The organism is Stenotrophomonas sp. PAMC25021 (genome assembly GCF_004795795.1).
GTDB lineage: Bacteria > Pseudomonadota > Gammaproteobacteria > Xanthomonadales > Xanthomonadaceae > Stenotrophomonas > Stenotrophomonas muris.
Window position 1 is genome coordinate 4432689 of record NZ_CP039255.1, and the last position, 24513, is coordinate 4457201.

At 60.4% G+C, this 24513-nt stretch carries 20 protein-coding genes and 1 pseudogene; 5 read left to right on the plus strand and 16 right to left on the minus strand.

Annotated features, from left to right (window positions below):
- Positions 1-376 precede the first annotated feature (376 nt).
- Complete coding sequence (locus tag E5790_RS20585) at positions 377-835, plus strand: cyclin-dependent kinase inhibitor 3 family protein (RefSeq protein WP_021201830.1); 459 nt, start codon at positions 377-379, stop codon at positions 833-835.
- Between the two features lie 554 nt (positions 836-1389).
- On the opposite strand, the gene E5790_RS22150 is transcribed toward E5790_RS20585, so the two are convergent.
- Both E5790_RS22150 and E5790_RS20595 read right to left on the minus strand, forming a co-directional pair.
- Complete coding sequence (locus E5790_RS22150) at positions 1390-1824, minus strand: helix-turn-helix transcriptional regulator (RefSeq protein ID WP_021201829.1); 435 nt, start codon at positions 1822-1824, stop codon at positions 1390-1392.
- A gap of 1206 nt (positions 1825-3030) precedes the next feature.
- Entirely contained in the window at positions 3031-3291 is a 261-nt protein-coding gene (locus E5790_RS20595; RefSeq protein WP_049401600.1) for a hypothetical protein, read from the minus strand.
- 61 nt (positions 3292-3352) lie between these two features.
- Between E5790_RS20595 and E5790_RS20600 the strand changes: the two genes are divergently transcribed.
- A complete protein-coding gene (locus tag E5790_RS20600) occupies positions 3353-3553 on the plus strand; it encodes a hypothetical protein (RefSeq protein WP_032966765.1) in 201 nt (66 codons plus the stop codon).
- Here the strand turns inward: E5790_RS20600 and E5790_RS20605 are convergent.
- The 8 genes from E5790_RS20605 to merT form a co-directional block, all read right to left on the minus strand.
- Entirely contained in the window at positions 3550-6516 is a 2967-nt protein-coding gene (locus tag E5790_RS20605) for a Tn3-like element TnAs1 family transposase (protein WP_005413400.1), read from the minus strand. The two genes, E5790_RS20600 and E5790_RS20605, sit on opposite strands and share 4 nt — an antisense overlap.
- 3 nt (positions 6517-6519) lie before the next feature.
- Complete coding sequence (locus tag E5790_RS20610) at positions 6520-7080, minus strand: recombinase family protein (protein WP_010921730.1); 561 nt, start codon at positions 7078-7080, stop codon at positions 6520-6522.
- Between the two features lie 175 nt (positions 7081-7255).
- Positions 7256-8245 (minus strand): DUF3330 domain-containing protein, encoded by a 990-nt coding sequence (locus E5790_RS22160; RefSeq protein WP_003132006.1) that lies wholly within the window; start codon positions 8243-8245, stop codon positions 7256-7258.
- Complete coding sequence (gene merE / locus E5790_RS20620; protein ID WP_003132004.1) at positions 8242-8478, minus strand: broad-spectrum mercury transporter MerE; 237 nt, start codon at positions 8476-8478, stop codon at positions 8242-8244. The genes E5790_RS22160 and merE overlap by 4 nt, the downstream gene beginning before the upstream one ends.
- Complete coding sequence (gene merD, locus E5790_RS20625) at positions 8475-8840, minus strand: mercury resistance co-regulator MerD (protein WP_000995360.1); 366 nt, start codon at positions 8838-8840, stop codon at positions 8475-8477. Before merD ends, merE begins: the two co-directional genes overlap by 4 nt.
- Before the next feature lie 17 nt (positions 8841-8857).
- Positions 8858-10543 carry a mercury(II) reductase gene (gene merA, locus E5790_RS20630; protein ID WP_003156770.1) on the minus strand — a complete coding sequence of 562 codons (1686 nt, stop codon included), beginning with the start codon at positions 10541-10543 and terminating at the stop codon, positions 8858-8860.
- 71 nt (positions 10544-10614) lie between these two features.
- Entirely contained in the window at positions 10615-10890 is a 276-nt protein-coding gene (merP, locus tag E5790_RS20635; RefSeq protein WP_003131987.1) for a mercury resistance system periplasmic binding protein MerP, read from the minus strand.
- A gap of 12 nt (positions 10891-10902) precedes the next feature.
- On the minus strand, positions 10903-11253 hold the full coding sequence (gene merT / locus E5790_RS20640; protein ID WP_003131974.1) for a mercuric ion transporter MerT: 351 nt from the start codon (positions 11251-11253) through the stop codon (positions 10903-10905).
- Positions 11254-11324: 71 nt separating this feature from the next.
- Between merT and merR the strand changes: the two genes are divergently transcribed.
- Positions 11325-11759, plus strand: coding sequence for an Hg(II)-responsive transcriptional regulator (gene merR, locus E5790_RS20645; protein WP_005413387.1), 435 nt, complete (start codon positions 11325-11327; stop codon positions 11757-11759).
- A 2453-nt stretch (positions 11760-14212) separates the two neighbouring features.
- Entirely contained in the window at positions 14213-14989 is a 777-nt protein-coding gene (locus E5790_RS20655; RefSeq protein WP_021201823.1) for a hypothetical protein, read from the plus strand.
- Positions 14990-15565: 576 nt separating this feature from the next.
- On the opposite strand, the pseudogene E5790_RS22220 reads toward E5790_RS20655, so the two are convergent.
- Positions 15566-15748 (minus strand): annotated as a pseudogene (locus E5790_RS22220) (hypothetical protein); the annotation flags it as partial.
- Between the two features lie 668 nt (positions 15749-16416).
- Here E5790_RS22220 and E5790_RS20670 point away from each other — a divergent pair.
- Positions 16417-18462, plus strand: coding sequence for a helix-turn-helix transcriptional regulator (locus tag E5790_RS20670; RefSeq protein ID WP_032966756.1), 2046 nt, complete (start codon positions 16417-16419; stop codon positions 18460-18462).
- A gap of 213 nt (positions 18463-18675) precedes the next feature.
- Here E5790_RS20670 and E5790_RS20675 read toward each other — a convergent pair whose 3' ends face one another.
- From E5790_RS20675 to E5790_RS20700, 5 genes are all read right to left on the minus strand, one after another.
- Positions 18676-19623 (minus strand): hypothetical protein, encoded by a 948-nt coding sequence (locus E5790_RS20675; RefSeq protein WP_125893261.1) that lies wholly within the window; start codon positions 19621-19623, stop codon positions 18676-18678.
- Positions 19624-20036: 413 nt separating this feature from the next.
- Positions 20037-20663: an SEC-C domain-containing protein gene (locus tag E5790_RS20680; protein WP_050557871.1), complete on the minus strand. Its 627-nt coding sequence runs from the start codon at positions 20661-20663 to the stop codon at positions 20037-20039.
- Positions 20664-20795: 132 nt separating this feature from the next.
- Positions 20796-21005 (minus strand): hypothetical protein, encoded by a 210-nt coding sequence (locus E5790_RS20685; RefSeq protein ID WP_128988313.1) that lies wholly within the window; start codon positions 21003-21005, stop codon positions 20796-20798.
- Positions 21006-22034: 1029 nt separating this feature from the next.
- Positions 22035-23474, minus strand: a complete 1440-nt coding sequence (locus tag E5790_RS20695; protein ID WP_005413363.1) for a hypothetical protein — start codon at positions 23472-23474, stop codon at positions 22035-22037.
- A gap of 15 nt (positions 23475-23489) precedes the next feature.
- A complete protein-coding gene (locus E5790_RS20700) occupies positions 23490-24494 on the minus strand; it encodes an AAA family ATPase (RefSeq protein ID WP_005413362.1) in 1005 nt (334 codons plus the stop codon).
- Positions 24495-24513 lie beyond the last annotated feature (19 nt).

Sequence of the window (24513 nt, forward strand, 5' to 3'; positions counted from 1 at the left end):
ACGAACGAAATTGTCCAGTTCTGGCCAGGGCGCGATGAGGGTCGGTTGGCTAACGACATAGGCCACACAGCCCTCAAATCGCGATACCAGTTGTCAGGATATCAACCTGCCCACAGACTGTCTATCTGACTTTCCGATATTGACCCTTAGGTGTTCTCTCCAGTTCAACGATATCTGAACATCCGATATCCTAGCCGTGCAGCGAATGAGCGGGGAGCGCCCCGGCGCACGACGCAGAACGTTACCGCATGTTGGGAGAGCCGAAATGATGCGCACCAGCGCTAGCCACCCGTTACTGATTGCAGAGTTGCCTGTTGGAGCCCATGGAGGCGGCATAGGGGTGACATTTGCGCCAGGCAAGTACCAGGAAGTCGCCATGACTGGAGCATGGGCGAGAGACCTAGATGTGGACGTCTCGGCTATTCAGGACTGGGGTGCCACTCACCTAGTCACCTTGCTTGAGCCTTGGGAGCTCAAGGACCTTCGAATCGAGAGCTTACCGGCGATAGTGGCGGGGAAGGGCATCTCTTGGCATGGACTGCCAATCACTGATGGAGCCGCACCAGACGACAGACTCCTCAAAGATTGGCTACAGCTAAGTGCTGAGCTCGTCGCTGACATGCTGAGCGGTCAAAGGATCGTGGTCCACTGCAAGGGGGGGTTGGGACGCGCGGGAACGGTCGCTGCCATGCTTTTGCTGCAGTCTGGCGAGGCCAAGCGGGCATCGGATGCCATCCACATGGTGCGGCATGCCAGGCCAGGCGCAATCGAAACGATTGCTCAAGAGGAGTTCCTAGAGTACTGGGCGCAGAGCCTTCACCCGGGCGGAGCTTGACCACTCAGGTGCGCAGTCAGGAACTCAAGGACGAGTTGCCTGTGGATCCAGAACTCGAGGGCTTCTTAGGTCTGGATCCAGAAATCGACGGCGTCTCCATAGTGGATCTTCGCGAGGGTTCAGGGCACATCAAAAATTCGCTGCCTCGAAAGCTAAGAACCTTGCTGTCGCACGAATCAGGGTCTTGTGCTGGGGCCGGACCAGCGCTATCGCTGACTAAGGCAGGGCAACCTCCAGGGACTGTACTGCGACGGCGCGATCAATAGACATCTGTCAGATGTATCGCCACCACTATCGATCTAATGAATGCTGACTCAGCCGATGCGTGCTGCCTTAGGAGTTACGATCTGACTGCACTCGTGGCCGAGGCGAAACGCCACGACGTACAGGACCGTGGCATCCATCGGCATACCTGAGCCCATCCGAATGACGACCTTACGCTGACCGTGCGACAGTGATACTCCCAGTTCCCGCAGGACCTCAATGCGCTGCTGCAGCCCGTCGTAGATGTCTAGCTTGTCGACTTCTGAATACAGGTCTTGGCAGTCGCGATACTAACGGTAGTAGTCGACCAGTGCAGCAAACTCGCTCGCCGCCTCGCGCGACAGCTCGAAAGCCGGTTCGGACAGATCCATGTCGCACGAAACGATCAGGCTGGCCAGCTCGCGCCCAGCAGCAAGCGGGGACACCGCCAGGGTGATGTAGTCGCGCTCAAACTGCGCTTGCGCCGCCTGCAGTTCCTCGTCTGTCGGCAGCGAGAAAGGCTTGTTGAGTGCATCGATGTCATTGAAATCGAAGGCGCGCGCCAGTGCGCGACGGGTGTCGAAACTGGCCGAGTCACCCTGCTCAACCCGCTGAACTGTTCGCACGTTCAGGCCCGAGATCTCGGCCAATTGTTCTTGCGACCAATGACGCAACTGGCGGAACTGGCGAATGCAGGCGCCAACCTCAGCAGCGGTAAGCAGGCGAGGCGGGGTCTTGGTGGTCATAGAAGATAACTCCGGAGGGGTAGGGAGCCCAGATTAGGAGGGTGCCGAACTTGGAAACATGACAGTCGCCCGACAGGCCCCCGACACAGATCAACTGCCAGGACTTGCCCCAACGAGAAATCCGGGGCAACTGCTTATGCGCCCGTGATGTTCTCCCCGTGCCCCCAGAGGGGGGCGAGGCCCAACTGCCTAGTCACTCACCACAGACCCCACCCTAGACGCGCAGGCGATCCGGGACAGCTCTATGGCGAGGGCTGATGGGGGGTCAATGGCTCCAGCTCTGGCAAAACACCCCCAAATTGATGATGCAGTGCATTCATCCATGCCAGAACTGGTTCGCCTGGCCACAGGTGCGCCAGATTCAGAAGGGTTAGCATGGCAAGCGCATTGCTGTTCATGGCCACCCCCGCCAGAAGCGCGCCCGGGTAGCCATTTAACTGCCTTGCCAAGGGGTGAATCCCGGCATGGAGATAGGAGTTCAAGCCGACATAAAGGCATTGTCTGGCTCTGCCCAACAACTGTGATGCTCCTCGGGGCCCAGAGGACTCAAGCTTTACGAGCATGTCCTGAACGCCAGGGAGCCTCTTTGCCGCTTGCTGACTCTCCAGAGTCAGGGGCGCAAGAAGCTTCTCGATGTCGGTGTCGGTAGCTGCATAACATGCCCAGGTTGCACGCACGAGGGCCTCATACTGGGGCCGGACCAGCGAGATTGCTGACTGGGGCAGAGTAGCGATCAGGGACTGTACTGCCACGGCGTGATCAAGGGACATCTGGCAAAGTGCCGCCACCGCCGTCGATCTTCGGTCACGTCCATGCTCTATCTCCATCCAAGCGGCTCGAATTTCACCCAAGAGCTCTAAGGAGCCCTCCAGCACAGACGCCCGATCCTGGTCAGCCGATTGAGGCACAAGTCATCCTAGAATCGTGATCTGCAGGCAAGAGTAACGGCTCGTCCATCGGGCAAAGCCCTCAGTTGGCCGGCTGGGCTGCAGCATCTGTTAGCCGGTAATCTCTGCATTGCATCATCCGTGCATCAGCAATTTCTGCGTTGCGTCAGTCGCAAGTCAAATTTTTCTGCAATGGACCGTCTTGCACTGAAATTTTATTCCTCAAAAGCTGAAATCTCTGCAATGGCACCCTAAGAATGTCTGCGATGAACAGCGTTCTGGTCCGCGCGCGATTGCTTCCTATATTGCAACCATACGCTCAGCCAGCCAACCGCCGGGATCCATGATCGCGCGAGCGGACGATCCCGGTCGCAAATGGCTGGCTGCCGTCACTCTCGTGGCTTTGAGCGATCAAGGGGAGCAGTCTGGCCCACGTGTCGAACAGAAGCCTTGGATCTTGGTGGATCAGAAGCGAAACCCGCAGCGCATCTTCCATCGCCTTGAGGTAGCCGCGGCGTATCTCAAGTGCGTTCTCGCAAGCATTGGGGCGACCAAGAATTTGTGTGATCGCGGAGGCCATAGCAGTCTGGACAGGAGGGGAGGGGAAGGCGATAGTCTGCAAACGTCTAGACGATCCCGCAATGAGCATCCTCAACGTTCTCCTCACTCGTGACCACCTCGTCGTCGCAGCGGATACCCTGGCAGAGGATGCTCTCACAGGGGCGTATTCCGCGGGGGCAAAGCTGCTGCTGATCCCTCAGCACAACGTAGTGCTTGCTGCGCGCGGGTCTACGCAATTCTTCCTGGGGGGCTCGCAGAATTCGGAAAAAATCGTACGCTAAGGTTTTCCGGGCATCCGTAGGGGCCGAAACTTCCCGTCTTCCAGTCTGCGGCTCTGCCGCCAGACGTAATCGCCGGTGAGGTTGATGTGCTCCCAGCCCAGCGGCGACAGGAATTGCAGCAGCTCGCCGTCCACCGGCTTGCCGGCCTCGACCAACCCCTGGGTGGCGCGCTCCAGGTACACCGTGTTCCACAGCACGATAGCCGCCGTCACCAGGTTGAGGCCGCTGGCCCGGTAGCGCTGCTGCTCGAAGCTCCGATCCCTGATTTCCCCAAGGCGGTTGAAGAACACCGCCCTGGCCAGCGAGTTGCGCGCCTCACCTTTGTTCAGGCCGGCATGCACGCGGCGGCGCAGCTCAACACTTTGCAGCCAGTCTAGGATGAACAGCGTGCGTTCGATCCGGCCCAGCTCGCGCAGGGCCACGGCCAGGCCGTTCTGGCGCGGATAGCTGCCGAGCTTGCGCAGCATCAGCGAGGCAGTGACGGTGCCCTGTTTGATCGAGCTGGCCAGGCGCAGGATGTCGTCCCAATGGGCGCGGACGTGCTTGATGTTCAGGGTGCCGCCGATCAGCGGCCGCAGCGTCGGGTAGGTCTGCACGCCCTGCGGCACGTACAGCTTGGTTTCGCCGAGGTCGCGGATGCGCGGCGCGAAACGGAAGCCCAGCAGGTGCATCAGGGCGAAGACGTGATCGGTGAAGCCGGCCGTGTCGGTGTAGTGCTCCTCGATCCGCAGGTCGGACTCGTGGTACAGCAGGCCGTCGAGCACATAGGTGGAATCGCGCACGCCGACATTCACCACGCGGGTGCTGAACGGCGCGTACTGGTCGGAGATATGGGTGTAGAACAGCCGTCCCGGCTCACTGCCGTACTTCGGGTTGACGTGTCTGGTGCTCTCGCCCCGGCCGCCAGCCCGGAAACGCTGGCCATCGGAGGATGAGGTGGTGCCGTCGCCCCAGTGGGCGGCGAAGGCATGCTGGTACTGGTGGTTGACCAGCTCGGCCAGGGCCGCCGAATAGGTCTCGTCGCGGATGTGCCAGGCTTGCAGCCAGGACAGCTTGGCGTAGGTCAGACCGGGGCTCGACTCGGCCATCTTGGTCAGCCCGAGGTTGATCGCATCACCGAGGATCGCGGACAGCAGCAACGTCCGGTCTTTGGCCTCGGCCCCGTCCTTCAGGTGGGTGAAGTGGCGGCTGAAGCCCGTCCAGTCGTCCACGTCCATCAGCAGTTCGGTGATCTTGATGCGCGGCAGTAACTGACTGGTCTGGTCGATCAGCGCCTGCGCCCGATCCGGCACCGCCGCATCCAGCGGGGTGATCTTCAACCCGGACTCGGTGAGGATGGCATCGGGCAGCTCGTTGTCCTTGGCCAGGCGGGCGACAGTGGCCAACTGCTCGTCCAGCAGCTGCAAGCGCTCTTCCAGATACTGGTCGCTGTTCGGGTTGATCGCCAGCGGCAGGGCCTGTTCCCGCTTGAGCGCGGCGAACTTCTCGGCCGGCAGCAGGTAGTCGTCGAAGTCGCGGAACTGCCGCGAGCCCTTGACCCAGATGTCGCCGGAGCGCAGGGCGTTCTTCAGCTCGGACAGGGCGCAGATTTCGTAGAAGCGCCGGTCGAGGCCTTCCGGGGTGATCACCAGTGGCTTCCAGCGCGGCTTGATGAAGGCGGTGGGAGCATCGGCCGGCACCTTGCGCAGGTTGTCGGCGTTCATCTCGCGCAGCGTCTGCACGGCTGCCAGCACGCCCTGCGCGGCCGGGGCGGCGCGCAGCTCCAATACCTCCAGCAGAGCCGGCGTGTAGCGGCGCAGGGTGGCGAAGTTCTCGCCGACCAGGTGCAGGTGGTCGAAGCCCTCCGGCCGGGCCAGCAGCTCGGCTTCGCTGACGCTCTCGGTGAACTCGTCCCAGGGGATCACCGCCTCGATGGCGGCATAGGGGTCGCTGCCGGCTTCCTTGGCCTCCAGCAGCGCCTGGCCGATCTTGGAGTACAGGCGCACCTTGTCGTTGATCGCCTTGCCCTGCTTCTGGAACTGCTGCTGATGCTTGTGCTTCGCGCCGCTGAACAGCTTGACTAGGATGCGATCGTGCAGATCCACCAGCTCATCAATCACGGTTGCAGTGCTCTCCAGCACCACGGCGGCCAGGGTCGCATAGCGCCGCTGCGGCTCGAACTTGCCGAGGTCTTTGGGCGTCATCTGCCCACCCTCGCGGGCCAGCTTGAGCAGGCGGTTCTGGTGGATGTGCCGGCCCAGGACTTCGGGCAAGTCCACCAGCTGAAATGTCTTCAGCCGCTCGATGTGCTCAAGCATGTGCCGAGAGTTGGGTTTCAGCGGTGCCTGGCGCAGCCAGGTCAACCAGGTGATGCTGCTGCCGGCCTTGAGCTTCAACAGCTCGTCCAGCTTGGCCCGATGCGAGTCCGTGAGCGGTTCAACCAGGGCGCGGTAGACCCGCCGATTGGCCCGTGCAATGGCCTCCGAGCAAGCCCGGTCGATCACGCTCAACGCCGGCAGGATGCGTCGCTTCTGCCGCAGGCTCTCCAGCGCCTGGCCGGCCAGCAGCAAGCCCTTGTCGGTCTGCTGGGCCAGTTCGGTCAGCTCGCGCACCAGGGCGCGGAAGTCGGACAGGCCGAACGGGGCCAGTTGAAGGTAGGTGCGCAGTTCCTGGGCGTGCTCGCGACGGGTCACATCGCGCTCGCCGTACTTCGTCCAACTCGCCGGATCGGTCTGGACTTGCTTGGCCACCCACAGGATGACCGGTTCGGGCAGCTCGCTGTCAGTGCCCAACGCATAGCCGGGGTAGCGCAGCAGGCAGAGTTGCACGGCGAAGCCGAGGCGGTTGGCGTCGCCGCGCCGCTGACGGATCAGCGACAGGTCGGAGTCGTTGAAGGTGTAGTAGCGGATCAGGTCATCCTGGCTTTCTGGCAACGCGAGCAGGGTGCCCCGCTCCGTGGCCGAGAGGATCAAGCGACGCGGCATGTGTCAGTCGTCCGTGCGGAGGTACTGGTAGAGGGTTTCCCGGCTGATGTTGAACTCGCGGGCAAGCTGCGCCTTGGGCTCGCCGGCCGTCGCTCGCTGCCGCAGGGTAGCAGCCTGCTCATCGGACAGGGCTTTCTTGCGGCCCCGGTACGCGCCACGCTGCTTGGCCAAGGTGATGCCCTCACGCTGCCGCTCGCGGATCAGGGCGCGCTCGAACTCAGCGAAGGCCCCCATCACCGACAGCATCAGGTTGGCCATCGGCGAGTCCTCGCCAGTGAACACCAGGCCCTCCTTCAGGAACTCGATGCGCACGCCGCGTTGAGTCAGCTTCTGTACCAAGCGACGCAGGTCATCGAGGTTGCGGGCCAGCCGGTCCATGCTGTGCACCACCACTGTATCGCCTTCGCGGACGAAGCTCAGCAGCGCTTCGAGCTGGGGGCGCTGGGTGTCCTTGCCCGATGCCTTGTCGGTGAACACCTTGCTCACCTGTGTCTGTTCCAGCTGGCGTTCCGGGTTCTGGTCGAAGCTGCTGACCCGGACGTAGCCGATGCGGTGCCCCTGCACGATGTCTCCTTGGTTGAAGGCGGCTTAAGTGCTCCTTCTGTTCCGTTGTGCCTCAAACCCCGTTTCTGTCAGGCTGAAATCTATGACCTTCGCAGGCATGTGTCAAAAAATGCGAAAGATGACTCTATTCTGACTAAGCGGCGCGGCCCTGCCTGACATCCAGTTAGGGTATGCCTCAATCTGACGGTAGCGAGTCGCAGGCGTTCGGATCGGCATCGGTTTCGTTCCCTGTCTTGGCACGCGCTTCGAAGCGTTGATAACACTCCAACCCGCAGAAGTGCTCGACGTATTCCGCGCCTTCCGGGGTGAAGGCGGCATCGAGCGGGATTTCCTTGCAGCACACGCAGCAACTGGTGGTGGTCGAGTCACTTGCATTCATGGTGGCACCCCTCCATTGACTGACGAAGACGGCGAATGCCGCCGCCGGCATTGGCTTCGCGAACAGGAAGCCTTGTCCTGTGTCGCAGTCCGCTTGTCGCAATAGATCAAGACTCGCCGATGTTTCCACGCCTTCAGCCACCACATCCATGCCCAGCCCGTGCGCAAGCTGAATCACGGTGTGCACGATGGTTTGGTCGCGGCGGTCGTTGGCGAGCCCGGCGACAAACGATTGGTCGATCTTGAGCGTGCTGATTGGGCAGCACTTCAGATGTTGCAGACAGGAATACCCCGTCCCGAAGTCATCGGCGGCGAAGCGCACACCGATCTGCCGCAAGGCGTCCAGGGCGGGGAAGATCGCCGGATCACCAAACGCGACCGATTCGGTCAGCTCGATTTCGAGATACTCGGCGGGCAACTCGGCATCAGCCAGCACGCCCTTTACCCACCCGTCGAAGTCCGGTCCCACTTGGCTCGCCGAAACATTGACGGCCAGCCGGAACGGTCGCCATGCCAGCATTCGCCAGTCACGCATCTGGCGGCAGGCTTCGCCCAGCACCCAAGCGCCGATTTCAGGCATCAGGCCGGACGATTCGACCACGGGCAGGAACTGGCCCGGTGGCAATAGTCCAAGCGTCGGATGACGCCAGCGCAACAGGGCTTCCGCGCCGACAATCCCACCACTGCGCAGATCGACGACGGGCTGGTAGTGCAGTTCAAGCTGCCCGCGCTCGACCGCTTGGGCCAGTTCCGGCGTCGTCCATCCATCCGGCCGGAAAGCGCTCATTCTCTTTCCCTGAATGCCCGCAACGCCCGCGACAGGGACAGAAGGAACAGGCCGGTCAAACCGAGCGCCGCGATGACCCAATGCTCGCCGAGGAAAGCACCGGCGGTTGTGCCGGCCAGCACGACAGCGAGGATGGGCAGGTGGCAGGGGCAAGTCAGCACAGCCAGTCCGCCCCACAGGTAGCCGGTGATCGGTTTGTGCGTCTCGGACGGCAAGCGCTCGGGGTTGTTCATGGCAGACTCTCCGCGTGCTGTGCCGGCTCGGTCGGCAGGGTGGCCAACTGCACTTCCAGATCGGCCAACGCTTCGCGCCGACGCTCGACGAACTGACGCAGCAGGGCAAGCTGCGCGGCCGCTTCGTCGCCGTCCGCCGCATCCAGCGCCCGGCACAGCCGCGCCAGCGCGTCGAGGCCGATGCCCGCCTCGAAGGCCGCCCGCACGAAGCACAGCCGTTGCAAGGCGGCGTCATCGAACAAGCCGTAGCCGCCTGGTGTGCACGCCACCGGGCGCAGCAATCCGCGCAGCAGGTAGTCGCGCACGATATGCACGCTCACCCCGGCATCAAGAGCCAGCCGGGACACCGTGTAGGCGTTCATTGAACACCTCCTTTTTCTCACCCGGCGCAGCAGGAAAGCTGCTTCACATCCTTGTTGAAGGTCTGCGCCGCGAGCTTCAACCCCTCGACCATCGTCAGGTAGGGGAACAACTGGTCGGCCAGTTCCTGCACCGTCATGCGGTTGCGAATGGCCAGAGCCGCCGTCTGGATCAGTTCACCCGCTTCCGGCGCGACCGCCTGTACGCCGATCAGCCGATGGCTGCCTTCCTCGATAACCAACTTGATGAAGCCGCGTGTGTCGAAGTTGGCGAGCGCACGCGGCACGTTGTCCAAGGTCAAGGTGCGGCTGTCGGTCTCGATCCCGTCGTGGTGGGCTTCCGCCTCGCTGTAGCCCACGGTCGCCACTTGCGGATCGGTGAACACCACGGCCGGCATTGCGGTCAGGTCGAGCGCCGCATCGCCGCCGGTCATGTTGATCGCGGCACGGGTGCCGGCCGCTGCCGCCACATAGACGAACTGCGGCTGGTCGGTGCAGTCGCCGGCCGCGTAGATGTTCGGGTTGCTCGTGCGCATGCCTTGGTCGATGACGATGGCACCTTGCGCATTGACAGTGACCCCCGCTGCGTCCAGCGCGAGGCTGCGCGTGTTCGGTGTCCGACCGGTGGCAACCAGCAGTTTGTCGGCGCGCAATTCACCGTGCGTGGTGGTCAGCACGAATTCACCGTCCATATGGGCGACCTGGCTGGCTTGCGTGTGCTCCAGCACCTCGATGCCCTCGGCACGGAAAGCGGCTGTCACCGCCTCGCCGATGGCCGGGTCTTCACGGAAGAACAAGGTATTGCGCGCCAGGACCGTGACCTTGCTGCCCAGCCGGGCAAAGGCTTGCGCCAGCTCCAGCGCCACCACCGACGAGCCGATTACGGCAAGGCGTTCGGGAATGGTGTCGCTCGCCAGGGCCTCGGTGGAAGTCCAGTAGGGTGACTCTTTCAAGCCCGGAATCGGCGGGACCGCCGGGCTGGCACCCGTGGCGACCAGGCAGCGGTCGAACATCACGACGCGCTCGCCACCCTCGTTCAAACGGACGGTAAGGCTCTGGTCGTCCTTGAAGCGCGCCTCACCGTGCACAACGGTGATGGCCGGATTACCGCCCAGGATGCCTTCGTACTTGGCGTGCCGCAGTTCGTCGACGCGGGCCTGCTGCTGGGCCAGCAGCTTACTGCGGTCAATCGTAGGCACAGTTGCCGCAATACCGCCATCGAACGGGCTTTCCCGGCGCAGATGGGCGATGTGGGCGGCGCGGATCATGATCTTGGACGGCACACAGCCGACATTGACGCAGGTGCCGCCGATGGTGCCGCGCTCGATCAGCGTGACCTGCGCGCCTTGCTCGACGGCCTTCAGCGCCGCCGCCATCGCGGCTCCACCGCTGCCAATGACCGCTACCTGCACCGGGGGCTCGTTGCCACTGTGCTTTTCGGCGGCGGCCATCCATCCCCGCACCTTGTCGAGCAGTCCGACGCGGTTGTCCGCCAGTGGCGCATCGGCTAGCGTTGCCTTGTAGCCCAGTCCGGCCACGGCGGCAGTCAGCGCGTCCGGCGATGTGCCCGGCACGATGGCGAGTTGCGCTGTGCCCTTCGGATAGGACACCAGCGCCGACTGCACGCCTGGCACTTTTTCCAGCGCTTCCTTGACGTGCGCCGCGCACGAGTCGCAAGTCATGCCGGTGATTTTTAGATGGGTCATGCAACAGATCCTTTATCGTTTGTGGCGCCAGACAATGACGTCCGTTGTGCTGCGGTGCCGTTTTCAGTGACTCACTGCTTGACGCTGGACGGATAGCCCGCGTCTGCGGTTGCCTTGGTCAGCTTCTGCACGCTGGTCTTGGCATCGTCGAAGGTGACGACCGCTTGGCGTGTCTCGAAAGTCACGTCAACTTTGCTGACGCCTTCGACCTTGGAAATCGCCTTCTTGACAGTGATCGGGCAGGCGGAGCAGGTCATGCCCGGTACGGACAGCGTGACGGTCTGGGTGGCGGCCCAGACGGGGGCAACAACGGCGGCGAGGGCGAGGGAGGCAAACAGTTTCTTCATGGTGAACTCCGATCAGTAGAAAAATGGCATGACGTAGGGAAATCCGAGCGCGACCAGAACCAGCGCGGCCACGATCCAGAAAATGAGCTTGTAAGTAGCTCGCACTTGGGGAATCGCGCAGACCTCACCCGGTTTGCAGGCCGCTGCCTGCCGGTAGATGCGCCGCCAGGCGAAGAACAACGCCACCAGCGCCACGCCGATAAAGATGGGGCGATAGGGTTCCAACACCGCCAAGTTGCCGATCCAAGCGCCGCTGAACCCCAAGGCGATCAGAACCAACGGCCCGAGGCAGCAAGCCGAGGCGAGGATGGCGGCAAGCCCTCCAGTGAAGAGCGCGCCGCGCCCGGTTTTTGGTTCAGACATGCGCTTGTCCTTTCGAATTGAAATTGGATAGCGTAACCTTACTTCCGTACTCATGTACGGAGTCAAGCGATATGGAAAACAATTTGGAGAACCTGACCATTGGCGTTTTCGCCAAGGCGGCCGGGGTCAATGTGGAGACCATCCGTTTCTATCAGCGCAAGGGCTTGTTGCTGGAGCCTGACAAGCCCTATGGCAGCATCCGCCGCTATGGCGAGGCGAATGTAACGCGGGTGCGCTTCGTGAAATCAGCCCAGCGGCTGGGCTTCAGCCTGGATGAGATCGCCGAGCTGCTGCGGCTGGAGGATGGCACCCATTGCGAGGAAGCCAGCAGTCTGGCCGAGCACAAGCTCAAGGACGTGCGCGAGAAAATGGCTGACCTGGCGCGCATGGAGGCCGTGCTGTCTGAGTTGGTGCGCGCCTGCCATGCGCGAAGGGGGAACGTTTCCTGCCCGCTGATCGCGTCACTACAGGGTGGAGCAAGCTTGGCAGGTTCGGCTATGCCTTAGCGTGCTTTATTTTCCGTTTTCTGAGACGACCCCTTAGAAAGCCTAGTCAAAGAGCTGTCACGAGAACACCGTTAGCTTAGCGTACGATTTTTTCCGAATTCTGCGGTTCCCCCTTCCTCCGCATCTACGAGCTTGCACTGCAGGCCAGCTTCCGCGCAGATTTCACAATAGAACAGCTATCTGCCGAGCTAGGGCTGGTGGTGGACCAACTCTGGCCGAACTTTGAGAAAGCGGTTAGCGAAGCGGGATTGCCGATCGAGCAACTCGGGACCGAGTTGGTGCTTGGTGGATGGTCGTTGAAGAACGGCCGGATGATGGCCACGGCGTATGCGAAGAGTGACAGCCGGCGCCCTTGCGTTGTCCAGCCGATCGGGGGGCAGATGGCGTCGCCGGGCGAACCGCTCCAGGCCGCGACCCCTAGCATGGCCCAGGTGGATCTGCTGGCCCATGCGCGTCTCCAGGTCAGCTACCTCAATGGGCAATTGGGCCGGAAAGTAGCAGGAGGTCGACTGCTAGTTGGGTTTCTGCAGAAGGGGCAAGCCCTGCTCAAGGATCTAGGAGAGATCTAGGTCGCGGGAGTCAAATACGCTAGGGGCTGAAATCGAAGTTCAGGTCTGGCCCTAAGGCAGAAGGCCAAAGCAGACCAAGGTCGTCCGTGGATTTGGGATGTTTATCGAGGGCAGGGTGGATGTCCGCTTCTGGCCGGAAGCGGACATTGGGCGGCGACCGGCCCGGTGATGGCATCCGCCTTCGACCCAAAGCGGGCATCGTTCTCGACACACCTGAGTTGATCCGTACTCCAAAGCCTGTTTCCGCTACCCCTTGTAGTGCTCGACGTAGAGCCCCAAAGCTGCCAACGACGCATACACGGCGGACCCAGCGTTGGTCGCGTACAAGGCAAAGGGAACCGGAGGATCGCAGGGAACTGTTGCGATGAACCACGGAGCTGAGCTCGTCAAGCTCGTCCTAGGTGATGTGAGGAATCCTAGCTCCCTACGCATACCTAGCGCCTCGCGGACGTACGCCTTGTTCCAGCCGCCAGTCTTGCACGAGACCCCAAGTAGTAACTCCGTAAATGCGGGATAGCGACGGGTCTTAATCGGACGATATACACCGACGTCAATCTCGTGACGGTCAGCCGCTTTGACCACCGTCGTGCCTTTCCAGCTATGGCTTAGTGTGGTGACCTGCACTGAAATCCTAATCTCGAGCTTCTCAGTAGACGTAGATCCACTGATGTAATCGTGATCCGGATGGTTTGCTTTGCATGGAGATCCTCCAAACGTCAGGACGCCTGCCATCTTGGGGGTACACGTGAGCTTGTAGCCCGCACTATCGATGATTCGCAGAAGCCTAAGCAGCACCCGAAGTTCGTAAGCCTTTCCTTGCGCGTAGGGAGACCCGCTCGCCTTAGCACGCGAAATGGCTGCTTTCACAGCGTTGAGGATTGCTAACTTACTGATCGTCACAGTCGCGGTCCTCGTGGCGCGTGTTCCTCGCGAGGGTCGTCCGGTGGCAGATATCGAGCGATATAGGCCTCAAGATCTGCCTGCTCGTGATCCGTCAAACGCTGGGGTGATACAGTTGGTAGATGTGACCGGATTGAGCGAACTCGGCGACCTTCTGGTGTCTCAACAGTGTAATGAACGTCCTCCAGTCCGGTGAGACCTTGGACCAGCTTCCCGATCTCACCCAAGGTTTGCGAGAGGGCGTCTTGGGTCGTCACAGGTCTAAAATCGAGAACCGCCGCAAGTGCGGCTGCAGCTTGTGCATTCGTGTCGTCCTCGTAATCAGACATCGCCTGAACAATCGCGGAGCGAAGCGATCTAACAATTTGTGGATCAAGCTCAGACGCAAGGGCTAGCGCCTTCCCTATCTCCCTAATTACCTCTTCACCACCTTGATCTTCTGCCATTCACAACTCCACAGCTGTAGACATTAACGGGCCGCGCGGGATGAACCGCCCGGATTCTCTAAATTCAATTGCCGAAGGTTGCCGTTGGCAATGTTCCTTAAGAGTAAGGCACAGTGCGGTTTGGTTCCATAAGCGGATCGCGCTGGCTGTATCCCGAAGTGTGCGATGACGCCGAAGCTGGATAGTGTCGCTGAATTGGACCATCAGGCACTTAGGTCTGAGCCCTGATACAGATTGATGATATGACTCCAAGTCGCGTACGGGCTGCGAAGAGCACCGGCTACTTTGGTCCGCTTCTGACCGAAAGCGGACATTCGTTTAACCAAGGGTGAAGGAAACTTTTAGGGCCAGGATGGACTTCAACTCTCTCGTTCGCTCGCTTCTATCCGATGCGAAGATGCGCCGTAACAAGCCTCTGCGAGACTAGTGCGCGAGCCAGGTCGCTGACATTGCTCCATGGCCTATGACGTGCCCCGCACCCGCTGGTCAAATGGAACCGCCCTCGGCACCATGGGCACGACCATCTAAGGAGTTCTTCATGCTCTACCAAGATAAGTACGTCGCCTTCATCGACATGCTCGGGTTCTCCGCACTTGTCCAAGAGTCGGCAGCCGACATGAGCAAGCTTGATGAAATAGCAGAGGCCATCGACAGACTAAAGAACACAGCGTGCTGCAACCCAGCAACAGCACTTTTGTTCACTTACTTCAGCGACTGCATCGTCATATCAAGCAGCCGCTCTCCTGCTGGCCTTGCCGACATCCTGAGCTACATCAGAATGTTGGCCGAGAACCTGCTAGTGGTTGATATATTGATACGTGGAGGGCTCACAGTTGGAAGCATTCATCATGATTCTCAGATGATCTTCGGACCGGCGATGCTGGACGCCTATCGCATGGAATGTAAGGAAGCACGCAATCCCATGGTGCTCGTGAGCGAAGAGGTGCGATCGGATGCTCGCGCTGCGGGGTTAAGCAACCTGTTGACGTGGGATGACGAAGAGCCAGACCGCCACTATGTCCACTATCTGATCTCGTACAGCGCTTATGACTCTAATCCAAGGGCGGGCGTCGTGATTCTCGATAGCCAGGCCGCTCTCATCCGGCATTTCATCGCCAAGAGGCTGCTAGGCGCTCCGGGTAAGATCCTGGATAAAGCCGAGTGGATGGAACGATATTGGAACGAGAAGGTGGCGACAGGTGGAATTCTCGGACGTGTTGACAGGGTCGCAGACCTTGTTAGGCCCAATGCGCGACCATTTCGCAGCAGACTCGCCGTTCTAGCACCGCAACCGGGCGCCACTAGTGTGGACTAGCGAATCAGGCAAGCAGCTGCCGATTCCTTGCAAAGATTCAATTCAATTGGCCATACGGAAGCACGTGCAATCCCTGATGGCAGTCGGGACCACCATCTCCCCATTGCCAGCCGCGTCTGAACCAGCGCCCGGAACGCTTCAGCGGAAGGGGCTGGTCCCTTCCGCTGGTGCCTGCCCTGGTTGCACCGGCTATGCGCGGCCACCACGTTCCCGGACACGTCTCTGCCCCCGTCCTGTTGGGCCACCAGGTGCTCGGCGGTGCATTGAAAGGCTCGGGCCTTACTGGCCTTCAGCCCGAGCTCTGAGGGTGCAGTGAGCCACATCGGCAGGCCGCAATAGAAGCAACGGCCCGATTGGGCGTAGAAGGCAGAAGTGCGAAGGGATCTGCGGCGTTTGGCGGTCATGGATGGCTCCGGAATCGAAGGATTCCCGTGCCCCCATTGGGTGGACCTCGGGCACCCGGAGCCTATTGGCTATGCGGGCACAACACCGGCGCTTTATAGCGACTGGCTAAGGCGTTATAGCTCAGCGCTTGAGCCGCTACAAGGCCCAGATGCCGACCAGAACGGGAGGGAGTCACCGACGCCCAGTTAAGGTCAAAGCTTGGTCAGGGGGCGAGCGACGCGCTTGAGCAGGTGGAGCGGGGCGTGGCGCGTCACCCAGGGAAGTCGCGGTGTTGTAGTCCTGCTCAACCCGCTGAACTGTTCGCACGTTCAGGCCCGAGATCTCGTCTAATTGTTCTTGCGACCAATGTCGCGACTGGCGGAACTGGGAAGTGCAGGCGACAAGCTCTGACCGATCAGGTGCGCAGTTGGGAACTCAAGGGCGAGCTGGATGTGGAGCCAGAAATCGAGGGCGTCTTAGGTGCGGATCCAGGAATCAAGGGCATCTTTGGGGGAGATCTGGAAATCGCGGGCGTCCTTGTGGGGAAATACGGGCGGACAGCTGTGGGATCTGGGGCGTTTCCGTTGTGGCAGTCAAAGAGCCGAGCCAGAGGCCCAGCCATTTGATTGACGGGGACGATGTCCCCCATCTGCAAGCCATTGATTCTTATAGTTTGGCGACATGGATTGGGTGAACTGTCCGTAGTTCGAACTACGATAAATGCGCCCCGTTCTTAGTGAACTACGGAAAAAGCGCCCCATCGTCCGCGAACTCCGGAAAAGGTGTCCCGCTTGCGCTAGAACCCCGGGCAATGTGCCCCAGATTTCGCGAGAGGGGGCTCAATTGAGCGAGTGATGCTGGCCGGCGGCACCTTCCTTCTCCCGGGTGCTAGGTCCGTCGGATCATAGAGCTGCTCCTCGTGGCGCTCTATTGTTGCCGAGTCTGACGCTCTTGAACGGCGCAATCGACAGCAGAGTGGACAGTCGGTGGCTGGAACGCGATATTCATCTCCAAGGAACGCCGTAAAAGGCAGGGAGGGGGAGATGCTGGACGGGTGGATCGGTACCGAAGCAGGAGAGCTTTCAGACGAGTCCGCGGTTGAGATCATCAAAAACTGGATGTCGCTCTCGTTACAGCGATCCGAGGGCATCTCGGATATCCATGCAAAGACAGGGATACAGAGGAAGCGACTCGTCAAGCTCTTCAGCTTGCATTGTCAAGACACTCCTCTGCCAGAGGAAATCAAAAAGATCTCCGCCGCTACCGGCTATCCTGCCCACGATCTTGTAGTACAGGCGGCCGACTACCTTTGCCCAACTGTGCTGGACCTCACTCCTTCAGAAAAAACGGTTGTACTTCCCCGAGCATCGCGCAATGCGCTGAAGCTTTGGCTCCGCTCCGCGCGCCGCGATAATCCAAGAGGCCGCTTAACCCAGATGGAGCTGGCGGACCGCATAGGACGATCGCATATGTCAGTGGCAGCATGGGAGAACCCGGGAATCAGCAGAATTCCTAAGTACAAGGATATCTGTGCCATCGCTGAGGCATGCTGCGTTGAACCCCCTGGTCCCGATTTCGACGTGCGCCAGGGGCGGGCCATTCAAGCTGAAGTGATAGCGTCCATGGCTTCTCCGACGGATCTATACGAGGAGATTCTATTCAACGGTTGTCTGTTAAGCCGGCGCGCGCATGCGCCCTCCCATGCCGAGCGAAATGCGCAGGTCTTCAGGGCCCGCTATGGCGGGCAGGGAGATTCCGAGAGCACATTGAGTGCCATAGGGGAGATTCATGGAATCACCCGCGAGCGCATCCGTCAGATCGTGGACAAGCAGCTGTCCTTCCTTCCGACGACCACCGTCCTAACAGCGCAGTTCGATGCACTAGCAGAGGCGTGTCAGGAGCTGGGAGCTGTTGCAGTTCCAGAGGCTGAAGAGCGGTTGCGGAGTCTCTTGGGTGGGACACTGAGCTTGCAGGGCGCAATTGACTACGGGCGCGAGGTGCTCGGGCGATCTCTTCCCGTTCAGATCATTCAGATCAAGAAGGGAGATCCGGTGGTCCTTCCTGGGCAGCTGCCCACGTGGTTTGTGGCGGGGATTTCGCAGTCCAAGGCGGCGATCCGGCATTGTGGTGCCGCCCAGATCAATCTCGTCTGGGCCTTGACCATGCGCCAGCACGGAGATTGGATCGCTCCTGATGAGTTCCGCTCAATCATCGCTCATGCCCCAGGATTCGAGTGGGTCGATGACGATCAAGCCTGGTATTGGTTTGGTGTTGACGGGAGCGCGAATCGAGTCGTGAACCGGGCGATCGATATCCTCTCCAATGCAAAGGGTGCACTTGACATCGAGGTCATTTATAGCGGCGTAACACGCTATTCACGTGGCGCCTCATCTGATGTTGCAGAAGATGCCGGCATTTGGCCGCCAATGGAGGTCGTTCAAAGGGTTCTCGCCAAGACGCCTGTTCTAGTCTGCCAACAAGGCGACGACTTCCGGCTGGCTAACCCTGGTGCGCCTCGTGAGGGCAAGAAGGGAGTTGCACAATCAATCGTTGAGGAACTCAAGCTTCGAGGCGGGCTGGCCTCTCGCAGCGAACTTCATCAATCATTGGTCGTAAATCTTGGACTCAACGCCATCTCCTTCTCTGTTGCCTTGGCTTGCTCGCCCCTCTTGCGCCAAGTTGATCGAGGCATCTTTGCAATTCGAGGCTGGCCGATTAACGCTGCACGCCTGACCGAGGCGCAGGGCCGGGTAGGAACTAGTAGTGGACCACTGGTCAACCATCGGGAGGTCAGCGTCTCCAGCTCCGGCGACGTTAGCTGGGTCAACACGGTTAGCAAGAGCTCGCTGAGTAACCTCTACGCCGGCGTGCCCGCCAAGGCCTTCCTGCATTTGGGAGAGGGCGACTATGATGCAGGTGGCATCATGCTCACACTGACCGAGACCAGGATGGTTGGCTTGATCAAGTATGTGGTTTCGTTGGGAGGCACTGCCGGGACGGCATACAAAGTAACCGCCAATGGCAGGACCAGAAGGGCGCTCGTCGAAGTCATGGGGGCGACAGAGGATGAGTTTGAAGAGGGTAACTGAAGCTCACTCAGAGGTTGCGGCCTTACCAATCGCTCTCGGAAACAACATTGGGCTGTTTAGGCGAGCTCCTTCGCAGTTCACCCACTGATCAAGACTCGGGGAAAGGGGGGCTGAGGGGAGGGGCGCCGAGCTTTCGCTAGGGATCTAGCCAGGCTGGCATGCGCCTTGCCCACCGGAATCGAACTATCAAACCTACGAGACTTGGCGCGGAGCCTAGGCGGCCTGTCTCCAGTGCGGCAGGCGAGAAATGATAACGCCGCCGACTCCATCAAGTTTGATCGACTGAATGCCCTGAGATCTGATAATTTCCAGGCGCATCAGCGTCTCAAGATTGGATTCGGTAAAGAATCGCCCAGCTGCAACAATGCTGGAATTCAAGCGATTGCTCAGTGGCGCCAGATCACGGGTCGCTTGAAGCAGGGCGCGTTGGGCGCTGCGATCCTTCTGTGCGGGAGACCACTTCAACAATGTCTCGACCAACCGCTGAAGGTCCATCCTTAACCGTTCCGGATTTCCGTTGCCCTTGAAGCACTCGAGCCCCTCAATGCGCCCTACAACGACCCTCTCCACAGTGGGCAAATACGGCATTGGCTCATCTTCTGTTCGGCGGCCAGCAAGCATCGCCCGTCGCAACTGAACTTCATCATCGGTCAGCCGTCGTTCGCTCTCTATGTCTACGTGCCCACGCTCGGCGCGCCGTTCAAGCTCCTTAAGAAGCCCGCCGCGGGCTTGAACTGAGAATGACTGGAGCAGCGCGATTGCACGATCAACTTCAGGAGAATTGTCCAACCAATACTGCTTCCCCTGCGCTTGCTCTCTCACCTCTACAAGCGCGACCGCCCGAGCTCTGGAGGCTTCCTGCTCTCTATAGTTCCTGATGCTTGACGACCATAAACCCGCCTGGGCGTACTTCAACGCGCAGTCGTTCCCAATGTTGACGAAACGCCCTCCAGCCAAGGCGACAAGCCAGCCATGACAGTGCTTTTGCTCGCACCCCAGCCGGCCACAGGGGCGAAGATCGTTGGAGCTGAATGTGTACTCATAATCGACTCTCCCGCGTTCTATCTCCTCGATAGGGATTCCATGAAGCCCATGGGTAATCTCAAAGAGGTCGTCCCAACCCTTCGGCCGTGGCGGGACTGGAGCGAAATCAGAAGACATCATTGCCTCCAAGAGCGCGGTTAGTAGTATTGCTACTAATACACCTTTCGGGTACGGCAGGCAACTGGCAGGACGCAGTTCTCCTGCACTAGGCCTTTAAGTGCAAGGCCTGAGCGCCAAAAACGCGGTCCGGCCGCTCGAACGGCGACATCTGCTGTGGCCGCTTGATCTCGGTGCCAGCGCGGTCGGATGCTGCAATGCAGCACTCACCTCTTGCCTGGAGGGCACGTCGTAATTAACGAGCGATGCGGGTGATTGTTCGTGTTCCCAGGGCGCCGCTAGGAAGAGTGCAATCAGTCGCCACCAGGCCTGAGTTCGCTTGGGGCGCACTGATTCCAGCTACCGACGCTGCGCTAGAAGCAACGGCGTTGCTTTGGATTGACGACAATTCAAATGAGCCAAGAACGCCACCATCAAGAGCCAAAGAAGGCCTCTACGTGGCTACCATGGCAACGCGCATACTTGCGGCCGCTGCCGCATAGGCACGGCGTATGCTCGCGGAGCCCTGCGGCGAGTGATTGCCCCAGGAAAGCTCTTGCCTGCAGAAGCGGCTGAATCTCATTGGCGGGAACGCTGACGTGGCCGTACTGCGTTGCTCGCTTGCCTCGATTCATGACCCCCACGATGGCCTCGGACATTTGGATGAAATGCCTGATCAGCAGATCGTCGCTCAGCGGCATTCGGACGTTATCGATGGCCAAGCCCTCGTAGCGCCTGCCCGGGTCCGGAACGAACAGTATGCGCGTTTCACCTTCGGGCTTTGGCGAGACGTCGATCGGCTCCCCGCACGGGCTGACCCACACAGCATGGAACTCTGCCTCCACCAGCACATCCGGCCACTCCCAAAGCTGCCAACCGCACAGCATCTGGCCGCCATCCCGGGCGATCTTGGCCTGCACATTGGGAAAGCACTCATGCACGATCGCGTCGGCTTCAGGCCGGACGGGGAGATAGATCGGCTCTGCGCCAAGTACGACGGAATCGGTCAGACGACGCACCGCAATGGTGATTTTGGGCGGTGTAGTGGTGATTGTGCTCACGGCAAAGCTCCTTGGGGTCGTTACGTCTACTTCTTCCAGCCTACGGCCCCAGCGTCTCTTCCGATGAGATTGGCATCGAGTCCTCGCCGCTGACATGTACTGGGCGGGCCAGCGGCGCACGGTGTCACTGTCTCAGCGTTTTGGCTCCAGCCGGACACTGAGCCGGCGAACAAGCACGGCAACATCACGCATCTCAGCCTGAAGTTTGCTTATTGCGTGAGCATAGGGCTGAGCGCAGTTGCGTTCATGACTCAGCCGCGCCGATAGAACGGTGCGACGGCTGTTGAGGAGAGCCCGCTCAACGTCGTATTTGACCGCTTGCGTGTAATCAATCGTCGCCATTGAACTTCCCCAGAGATGCGGCCTCGCCAGCATTCTGACACGGCGCGCCCATGCACCATCGCGTGCAGAGAGAAATGCCCTGGTCTTCAGGGCTCGCTATGGCGGGCAGGGCGAGGATGAGAGCACCCTGCGTGCAATTGGCGAGGTGCACGGGATTACTCGAGAGAGAATCCGCCAGATTGTATCTAGGCAGCTGTCCTTCTTGGGGAATACCCCTTTGGAGGCTGCGTGCTTCGAGGCACTGGTTGAGGCATGCGCCGGCCTTGGCCCAGTTTCGGTCCAAGAGGCTGAGCAGCAACTGCGCCCCCTGCTCGGAGGAACTCTCACGCTCCAAGGGGCAAGTGACTACGGACGGGAAATACTGGGACGTCCGCTTCCGGTTCAGATCGTCCAGATTAGCGAGGCCGATCCCATGGTTCTGGCCGGGCATTTGCCTGAGTGGCTCCCGCTGGACATGACGCAATCGAGGGCTGCTATTCGCCACTCCGGTGCGGCGCAGCTGAATCTGGTCTGGGCGCTCACCATGCGCCAGCTCGGCGGCTGGGTCAAAACGAGGCAGGCAGTGGTCATGGTGGAATCCGTAGGTTCAGAAGGAACTCCCTAGCTAAACGGCACTCACGGTTCTATTTGCCATTCCTAGGGGTGACGCGATGATCCAGAATCGCCAGTCTCTGTGCTATCGGACAACGTCGAAATTCCGGCCGTCACGTACAGCCCCCTTCCTGCACCCGTCGGAACAGCTTGCATAGCCTCACCGAATTCGGTCCAATCTTGGCTCAAATGCCACCAGGTAGCGCTTTCGCTACGCCTGAATATGCACCAAACCTGCGTAGGCTCACTACCGTCCCGAACACTGGACCCATCGCCCCCGTCGCCGCGAGTCGACCGCAGGCGCAGCCCTAGCGCTTGAAATTGCACGAGTCGCTGCTCGCCTCCGCTTCTGAGCACCCTTGTCGGCCGAAGAGACAGAGATTACCTTCTCCAAGGATCATGTGACCCACGTCGTCGCAGACCCTCCCGTTCCCTTCTCTACGCCGAATTCGGTTTCGACCTCGGTGAAACCTCGCGAATGTCACAGGGCGCCGGCAGGCTTGGCGCCCGTTTTTCCGAAGGAGAGGGCGCCCACGCCACCTGAACCCTGGCAATGGCCCCATCACGGATCTGCAGTTCAATCAGTGGAACCTCCAGAGTGCTGGCCTGCGCATTCTTCGGCTTCTGTGTGGGGTGGCACAGCCGCGATCTAAGACCTTGGTCATAAGCACGACATACGCAATCCATCATTGCGTCCACAAGGTGCCTGCGGCCGCCGATGGAACCAAGCACCGACGCCACGCTCGCCTGCGGAGACAGATGCAGTTCAAGAGACGTGCGCAGTTTCTCAGAAAAGTGCAGTAGGGCGTTTCCGCAGGCAATCGTCAGCTCCTTGTCCACTACCGCCAGGCTGAGCCAAGCATGACCGCTCTCCGACAGGCCATAGGGGCCGATAAGGAATGTGCGATCTCTGGCCGGCGACGCTGACGTTGAATCGAGCGGGCGAGCGTGACCTTCGCTTGGCACCATTTCGCGCTCCTGTTTCGCCACTTCCGCAACGGCCTGATCCGTGATGGCCGCCAGCCGGTCAATGACGCCTTTGGGCAAAGGCGTCAAGCGGAAGACTTGGGGGCCACCCAGGTGCGAGAAGCCCCACAGGCAATCGTGGTCAGGATCTGCGCCAACGCCTTCAAACACGAAATGTGTCGGTGCCGTTCTAGAGGCAGGCAGCTCCCGAGTGACAAGATAGGCAGGCGGGGCAGCCACTGCGGCATAGGCCTGATCCCATGCCTGGTTGGATTCGGGCACATAGAGAACTCGTCTTTCCCGCTGACGCTGGGCCCACTCCAAGTAGACCTCGGCCCACGAAGCGCATTGATACGTTGGGAAGCTGCGCATGCCTGCAAGCGCAGTCCGGGCGTTCATCGCGATGTATCCACAGGCACAGACACCCAGCGCATTTTTATCATTGAAGCGGGCGAACTGGGTTTGACCGCACTGCGGGCAGGTACAGCTGAGCCGCAGCCCATGCCAGGGGCAACGAGTGATGGAGGGAAGCTGGAACAGCGCACTGTGGTATCCGTGCTCAGCGCACTCCCAGCATTGCCGAAGCGGTCTCGGATGCCGAGAGAACAATCCTGGGCAGTCGGTTGGCGACCAGACTTCCGGGGCCCAATATGCCCCCACCTTCGTGTCGGTCAACGCCAAGCTCCAAAGGAAGTTCGATCGGGGCTTGCCCAATCGCTGGGTCGCAATCAGAACATCCATCCCCTTTCGATTCCTGAAGCCAAGGGCCGTCAGCTCCACACCGGCGGGGAGGGCAAACGCCGTGATGCGTTGAGCCAATCCGTAGCCGGAGATGTAGGGATAGGGGCTGAGGTCAGCCCCTATCATGCGTGGCACTGCCGGCTGCCCTTGGATATCGTCGTTCCAGGCCATTACGTGCTCCTTCCGTCAGCTCGTCAGAGGCATACGCATGCGCGCCCGGACGTACTCCAACCGCAGATAGCCGCAGTTCTGCAGGGCGGTGGCCACCTGGTCGGCGGTGAAGCCTGTGAAGTCCTTCTGCCGAAATGCAATGTCGTGGAGCAAATGACGCACCATCAAGGTGAACGTTGCCATCGGCCAGGCCTGGCTCTCCGGCAACTTTCCCTTCTTTCGAAGCTCTCCCATCACCTGCCAGATCAGCGGGGCCTCCATCGCCAGGCGCCAGCCGCCGTCGAAGGCGGAGCGGGCGAAGTAGCGGCTGTAGGGCATGTCAGGCGTTGGCCACCAACTGCTGTCGTAACCGCCCAAGGCATGCTTGGCCTCATCCAGGCCCATCAATGGGCCAAAGGGGGCGGTGGCCATGAACCAGCGCCGGATGCTGTGGGTTGCACGATCACGCCAGTCATCGCCCACGTCCACGCCTTCGGCGTCACTCTGGCGCATCAGCACCAAGAACAGGCTCAGCCGGTCCTCTCTGACCATACTGTCCAGATCCTCCAGGTACTCGTACTCGGCCTCGGTGATCCGCTGCGCATTGTCGATGAACAGGACCATCCTGCTCACGCCGGCTTGGCCGCAGCGGCTGCTGATCAGGTTCCTGAGCTTGGCCATCCCTGCCGCTGCTGAGGTTGCGCTTGAGCTACCGATCCCCATCCGATCATTCATGGTCGACCAGAAGGCGCGGTCCGTGCGACGAATGCCGCTGGCCATGACCATCCGCATCGCCACACCCATCGGGGATTTGTCGCTGTCAATCAGCCAGCGCGGTGCATTGTCGGTGAGGTAGGCAATGGCGGTGGTTTTCCCCACGCCGCCGCCTCCATAGGCCGAGCACCCGTGGTGTCCTTCAAAGATGTTCTTACGAATGAAATTGGCCAGCCGCTCGGTGGGCTTGGTGTTGATCTGGTAACCATCGGGGACCAGCAACGGATGGTGGGAGGCAATCAGCGGATTGCTGTGGGTGTGTTTCATGGCAAGGTCTGGAAGTTGG